The sequence below is a fragment of the Tabrizicola sp. genome, assembly GCF_031377265.1.
Lineage (GTDB): Bacteria > Pseudomonadota > Alphaproteobacteria > Rhodobacterales > Rhodobacteraceae > JAUYQR01.
Genome location: NZ_JANMET010000140.1, coordinates 1 through 6,690 on the forward strand (window position 1 = coordinate 1; position 6,690 = coordinate 6,690).

Sequence of the window (6,690 nt, forward strand, 5' to 3'; positions counted from 1 at the left end):
TCGCGCACCTTGAGGCGAACAAGATCGCGGCTTCGCAGCATGCAATCGATGGCCATGTGAAAGCGGGTGAGGTCGCGGATGTTATCCGCGATCTCGAGGCGCACGCGGATCGCCCAGACATGTTTTGGCTGAAGCGGGCACTTCTGACCAATGATGCGGCGTTTGTTCCAGGGCGGGGTTTTGGTGTTAAAGGCGGGAAGGTGGATGGTCGACATGGCTCTTCCTCCATCCGCTAAGACCACCCGATACCAACATTGCGCTGATCACCAAAATTAGCATGGATCAAGTCGAATGACCGGTCCGGGGAAGCCGCGCCGCAGCGCCAGCTAGAGCTCAGATGCCCGCAATGGACCGAACCCAACAAAAAGAGTGGTCGCTGAGGGCCGCGATCAAACACCCCTTTCGCCGCAAGCTTGTGCCACAAAAAGCCCAGAATCACTAAGGTTCGTTGCTCTCGACCAACAGGAAACCTGTTGTTGGTGTTCCGATGGCGCATGATGTCTTGGGTTCGTCTGCTTACAAGGCGCTTACACTAGTTTCAGCAGTACCAACGTAAGCAAAAAGCGCCCCGGAGGGCGCTTCTTAAGGTCTTGATATTGTTTGACCAAACTGGAGCGGGCGATGAGATTCGAACTCACGACCCTAACCTTGGCAAGGTTATGCTCTACCCCTGAGCTACGCCCGCACTCCGTTTCGGTGAGCGTCGTCTATAAAAGCCAGCGCGCCGCTGCAAGAGAAAAAAGCGTCGATCGCCCGTTCATCTGTCAAAGGGCAGAAAAATTCCTTTGATCAGTCGAGACGGCTGATGTGCACAGCTCGCATCAGCCGCTTTCTGGCCGAGCGCGTCACCCGGTCAAGATGCTGAACGGCCCTGCATGACCGCCCCAACGGCCAATCTGTGACGATCCCGAGGCCAGCGCTATTCCAGTTCGACAAGCAAATCCTTCGCATCGATTTGTGCGCCGGGCACCACATGCAGCGCCTTCACCGTGGCAGAACGGTCGGCATGAAGGCCCGTTTCCATCTTCATCGCCTCAATGGTCAGCAGCAGATCTCCCGCCCGCACTTTCTGGCCTGCGACCACCGCCACACTGGCGATGGACCCGGGCATCGGTGCGCCGACGTGGCCGGGGTTGCCCTCCATCGCCTTTGGACGGGCCGCAGTCTTGGCTTTGACCGCACGGTTCGGCACGCGGATCACGCGGGGCTGGCCGTTCAACTCGAAGAAAACCTTAACTTCGCCTTCGTCAGTGGTTTCGCCCACCGCTTGCAGACGAATCTCGAGGGTCTTACCGGGGTCGATTTCGGTGGTGATTTCTTCGCCCGGTTCCATCCCGTAAAAGAACGCTTTGGTCGGCAGCGCCCGCACCGGCCCGTACAGCCGGTGCCGCGCGCGGTAATCCATGAACACCTTGGGATACATCAGGTAGCCGTTCAGATCCTCGTCATCCACTGTCTCGCCTTCGGCCTCTTCGCGGTCCAGTTGCAGATCGATGGCAAGCTTGGCCCGCATTGCTTCAAGGTCGACCGGGGGCAGCGTCCTTCCCGGCCGGTCGGTTAGCGGTGCCTCGCCTTTCAACACCTTTTTCAAGATGCCCTCCGGCCAGCCACCCGGCGGTTGGCCGAGATTGCCGCGCAGCATGTCAACAACCGAGTCCGGGAAGGCCACGTCCGCCTCTGGATCTTCGACCTGCGCGCGGGTCAGGCCCTGCGCCACCATCATCAGCGCCATGTCGCCCACCACCTTGGAGGAGGGCGTGACCTTGACGATATCACCGAACATCTGGTTGGCGTCGGCGTATGCCTGCGCCACCTCATGCCAGCGTTCTTCCAGCCCCAATGACCGGGCCTGTGCCTTGAGGTTGGTGAACTGGCCGCCCGGCATCTCGTGCAGATAGACCTCGGAGGCGGGGGCGGGGATACCGCTCTCGAACGCCGCATACTGGCCGCGCACCTGTTCCCAATAGTTGGAAATCTCGCGGATGGCTTTCATATCGAGGCCAGTTTCCCGCTCGGTGTTCTTCAGCGCCTCTACGATGGAGCCAAGGCAGGGCTGCGAGGTGCCGCCACTGAAGGCATCCATCGCGGCATCCACCGCATCCACCCCGGCATCGCAGGCGGCAAGGATGGTCGCGGCACCGGCGCCCGACGTATCGTGGGTGTGGAAGTGGATCGGCAGGCCGACCTCTTGCTTGAGCGCCTTGATCAGCACCCGTGCGGCTGCGGGTTTCAACAGGCCCGCCATGTCCTTCAGGCCAAGCACATGCGCACCTGCGGCGCGCAGTTCCTTTCCCATCGCGACGTAGTACTTCAGATCATACTTCGGGCGCGCCGGGTCCAGAAGGTCACCGGTATAGCAGATCGCGGCCTCGCAGACCTTGCCGGTCTCGATCACCGCGTCCATCGCCACGCGCATGTTTTCCACCCAGTTCAGGCTGTCAAACACGCGGAACACATCAACCCCGGTGCGCGCCGCCTGCTGCACGAAAGACTGCACCACGTTGTCGGGATAGTTGGTGTAGCCAACGCCGTTCGAGGCGCGCAGCAGCATCTGCGTCATCACATTGGGCATCGCGGCGCGCAGGTCGCGCAACCGCTGCCACGGGCATTCCTGCAAGAATCGGTAGGCCACGTCGAACGTTGCCCCACCCCAGCATTCGACGCTGAGCAGTTGAGGCAGGTTCGCCGCATAAGTCGGTGCCACGCGGATCATGTCGATCGACCGCATCCTCGTGGCAAGCAGGCTTTGGTGCCCATCGCGCATCGTGGTGTCGGTGATGAGCACCTTCTTTTGCGCCAGCATCCAGTCGGCCACGGCTTTTGCGCCCTTTTGTTCCAGCAAGTTGCGGGTGCCCATCGCGGGTTCGGCGCGGGGCAAAGGTGGCTTTGGCGCGCGCGCTTCGGCGGCGGGTTTCGGGCGGCCTGATGTCTCGGGGTGACCGTTCACCGTGATGTCGGCGATATAGGTCAGGATCTTGGTTGCGCGATCCTTGCGGCGCTTGAACTGGAACAGTTCCGGCGTCGTGTCGATGAACTTGGTGGTGTAGGTGTTGTTGAGGAACGTCGGGTTCTTCAACAGGTTGATCACGAACTCGATGTTGGTGGCCACGCCGCGGATGCGAAACTCGCGCAGGGCGCGGTCCATCCGTGCGATGGCCTTTTCCGGGGTCTGGGCATGGGCAGTGACCTTGACCAGCAGGCTGTCGTAGTACCGCGTGATCACCGACCCCGCATAGGCCGTGCCGCCATCCAGCCGGATGCCGTTGCCGGTTACCGAGCGGTAGGCCGTCAGTCGGCCGTAATCGGGAATGAAGTTGTTCAGCGGGTCTTCGGTCGTTACCCTGCACTGCACAGCGTGGCCGTTCAGCACCACATCCTCTTGGCGCGCCACACCCGTCGCTTCGGCAAGGGTCTTGCCTTCCTCGATCAGGATCTGCGCCTGCACGATGTCGATGCCGGTGACCTCTTCGGTCACTGTATGCTCCACCTGCACACGCGGGTTGACTTCGATGAAGTAGAACTTGCCGTCGTCCATATCCATCAGGAATTCAACGGTTCCCGCGCATTCGTAGTCGACGAACGCGCAGATCTTGCGGCCCATCTCACACACCTCGGCGCGTTGCGCTTCGGTCAGATAGGGGGCGGGGGCGCGTTCTACGACCTTCTGGTTGCGGCGCTGGACGGAACAGTCGCGTTCCCACAGGTGATAGATGTTGCCATGCTTGTCGCCAAGGATCTGCACTTCGACGTGGCGAGCGCGCAGGATCATCTTTTCCAGATACCCTTCGCCATTGCCAAAGGCAGCCTCCGCCTCGCGCCGGCCTTCGCGCACCTTGGCCTCCAGCTCGTCCTCGGAATTGATCGGGCGCATGCCGCGCCCGCCGCCACCCCAGCTTGCCTTCAGCATCAGGGGATAGCCGACTTCGGCGGCCTGTTTCTTGATCAGCGCCATGTCTTCGCCGAGGACTTCGGTCGCCGGGATCACCGGAACGCCTGCGGCCATCGCCACGCGCCGGGCCGATGCCTTGTCGCCCAAAGCACGCATGGTTTCCGCGCGCGGCCCGATGAAAGTGATGCCCGCCTGATCGCAGGCATCGACGAAATCGGGGTTTTCCGACAGCAGACCATAGCCCGGATGGATCGCATCGGCGCCGGACATGCGCGCCACCCGGATGATCTCGGGGATGCTCAGATAGGCCCCCACCGGTGAAAGCCCCTCGCCGATCCGGTAGGCCTCGTCGGCCTTGAAGCGGTGCAGGCTCAGCTTGTCCTCTTCGGCAAAGACCGCGACGGTCTTCTTGCCCATCTCGTTGGCCGCCCGCATCACGCGGATGGCAATCTCGCCCCGGTTGGCGATGAGGATCTTCTTGAACTCGGGCATCGGAGGTCTCCGGGGCAGGGGCTGTGGTCATCAAAAGGCCCGCGTACCTTAAGGGTGCTGCGGTGCGGCGCAAGGGGGCAGGCGACGGCTTTGTCACGGAAATACGACGTAGCGAAGGTTGACAGAAAAAAGCTCAGGAACAATCATGGAACACTTCTTTAACTCCTGCGCGCCGCAGGGTAGGGTGGTCATATGACCGGCTGGGACGAAACCGAGGCTTTTGAAGCGGCAGTGCCCCTGTCGCAACGCGCGCTGGCCGGGCGCGGCGCTCCCTATCTGGATGATCTGAACCCCGCACAACGCGCGGCGGTGGAGGCGCTGGACGGCCCGGTGCTGATGCTTGCGGGTGCGGGCACGGGCAAAACCAAGGCGTTGATGGCGCGTGTGGCGCATCTGATCACGACAGGCCGGGCCCGGCCCAACGAAATTCTTGCGGTGACGTTTACGAATAAAGCCGCGCGGGAGATGAAGCAGAGGCTTGAACGGACGCCATTCAATATTCCGTCTGTCGCCTGGATGGGCACCTTCCACTCACTCTCGGTCAAGATCCTGCGGCGGCATGCGGAACTGATTGGTTCGGGTGAATTGGAGGCAGTCTCAGGCGACGGGCCGGTAGTCTCATATGATCTCAAACCCCACGAAAATGAGATTCTGTCTGACCTTGGTGTAAACGAAACGGCTACGGAAAAATTAGAACCTTCAGTATCCAGGTCCAATCGAGCACACCTCAAACCCAACTTTACTATCCTAGATACCGACGACCAACTACGGTTGCTTAAGCAGTTAATCATTGCGGCGAACATCGACGAAAAGCGCTGGCCCGCGCGGCTGTTGGCCAGCCTGATCGACGGCTGGAAGAACCGGGCCCTGACTCCCGACAAGGTCCCCTCGTCCGAAGCCAGCGCCTACAACAACCGGGGAACTGAGCTTTACGAGGCCTATCAGAGGCGGTTGATTACACTAAACGCCTGCGATTTCGGCGACCTCTTGCTGCATTGCGTGACCATCTTCCAGAAGCATCCGGACGTCCTGCAGCAATACCAGCGCTGGTTCCGCTATATCCTTGTCGACGAGTATCAGGACACCAACGTCGCGCAGTACCTGTGGCTGCGGCTTTTGGCGCAGGCGCACAAGAACATCTGCTGCGTGGGCGATGACGATCAGTCGATCTATGGCTGGCGCGGAGCCGAGGTGGGCAACATCCTGCGGTTTGAAAAGGATTTCCCAGGCGCGCAGGTGATCCGGCTGGAACAGAACTACCGATCCACCGCCCACATCCTTGCGGCCGCGTCGGGCGTGATCGCGGGCAACAAGGACCGGCTTGGCAAGACCCTGTGGACGGCGGGCGCGGCGGGCGAGAAGGTCCGCCTGATCGGCCATTGGGATGGCGAGGAAGAGGCCCGCTGGATCGGCGAAGAGGTGGAGGCGGTTCAGCGCGGCGCCCGGGGCCGCGATCCGGTGGATCTGAACGGCCAGGCTATCCTTGTCCGCGCCAGCCACCAGATGCGGGCGTTCGAAGACCGGTTCCTGACTATCGGCCTGCCGTACCGGGTGATCGGGGGCCCGCGCTTTTACGAACGCGCCGAGATTCGCGACGCGATGGCTTATTTCCGGCTGGCTGTGTCACCCGAGGATGATCTGGCGTTTGAGCGGGTGGTGAACCTGCCGAAGCGTGGTTTGGGCGAGAAGGGGATGCAGGATATTCGACGGACGGCTCGCACCAATGGCCTGAGCCTGTTCGATGCCTCGCGCCTGATGGTTGCCCGAGGCGAGTTCAAAGGGAAGACCGCCAACACAATCCGGACGTTCCTTGACGGCGTGGACCGGTGGAACCAGGTCACCGGTTTACGGGCACGACCGGGTATTGCGGAAGTGTCAGACGGTGGTCGGGTGGTTCCGGGAAGCGACGAAGCTTTCACGGCCTTCGAACCGGAGGGGTTTGATAGTGCCGTCGTTGAGGATTTTGGGCAGGCTTCTGTTGATGGCCCCATCTGGGACTATGACCACATTCGCCTCGCCGAGGTCATCCTCGACGAATCCGGCTACACCGAGATGTGGCAGAACGACAAGACGCCCGAGGCGCCGGGGCGGCTCGACAACCTCAAGGAACTGGTCAAGGCGCTGGAACAGTTCGACAATCTGCAGGGCTTTCTGGAGCACGTCTCGCTGATCATGGACAATGACACCGAGGGTGCCGAGGAAAAGGTCACGATCATGACCCTGCACGCCGCCAAGGGGCTGGAGTTCCCGGTGGTCTTTCTGCCCGGCTGGGAAGACGGTCTGTTCCCCAGCCAGCGCAGCATGGACGA

2 protein-coding genes, 1 tRNA gene and 1 pseudogene are annotated in these 6,690 nt (G+C 61.4%); 1 reads left to right on the top strand and 3 read right to left on the bottom strand.

Annotated features, from left to right (window positions below; translation table 11 throughout):
* From RMO18_RS08000 to RMO18_RS08010, 3 genes and pseudogenes are all read right to left on the bottom strand, one after another.
* Positions 1 to 215, bottom strand: a pseudogene (locus RMO18_RS08000) (integrase); the annotation flags it as partial.
* 395 nt (positions 216 to 610) lie between these two features.
* Positions 611 to 685 (bottom strand) — tRNA-Gly (locus RMO18_RS08005).
* A 234-nt stretch (positions 686 to 919) separates the two neighbouring features.
* Complete coding sequence (locus RMO18_RS08010) at positions 920 to 4,381, bottom strand: pyruvate carboxylase (RefSeq protein WP_309665091.1); 3,462 nt, start codon at positions 4,379 to 4,381, stop codon at positions 920 to 922.
* 192 nt (positions 4,382 to 4,573) lie between these two features.
* Here RMO18_RS08010 and RMO18_RS08015 point away from each other — a divergent pair.
* The coding region (locus RMO18_RS08015; RefSeq protein WP_309665092.1) for a UvrD-helicase domain-containing protein at positions 4,574 to 6,690 on the top strand (2,117 nt) is incomplete at its 3' end.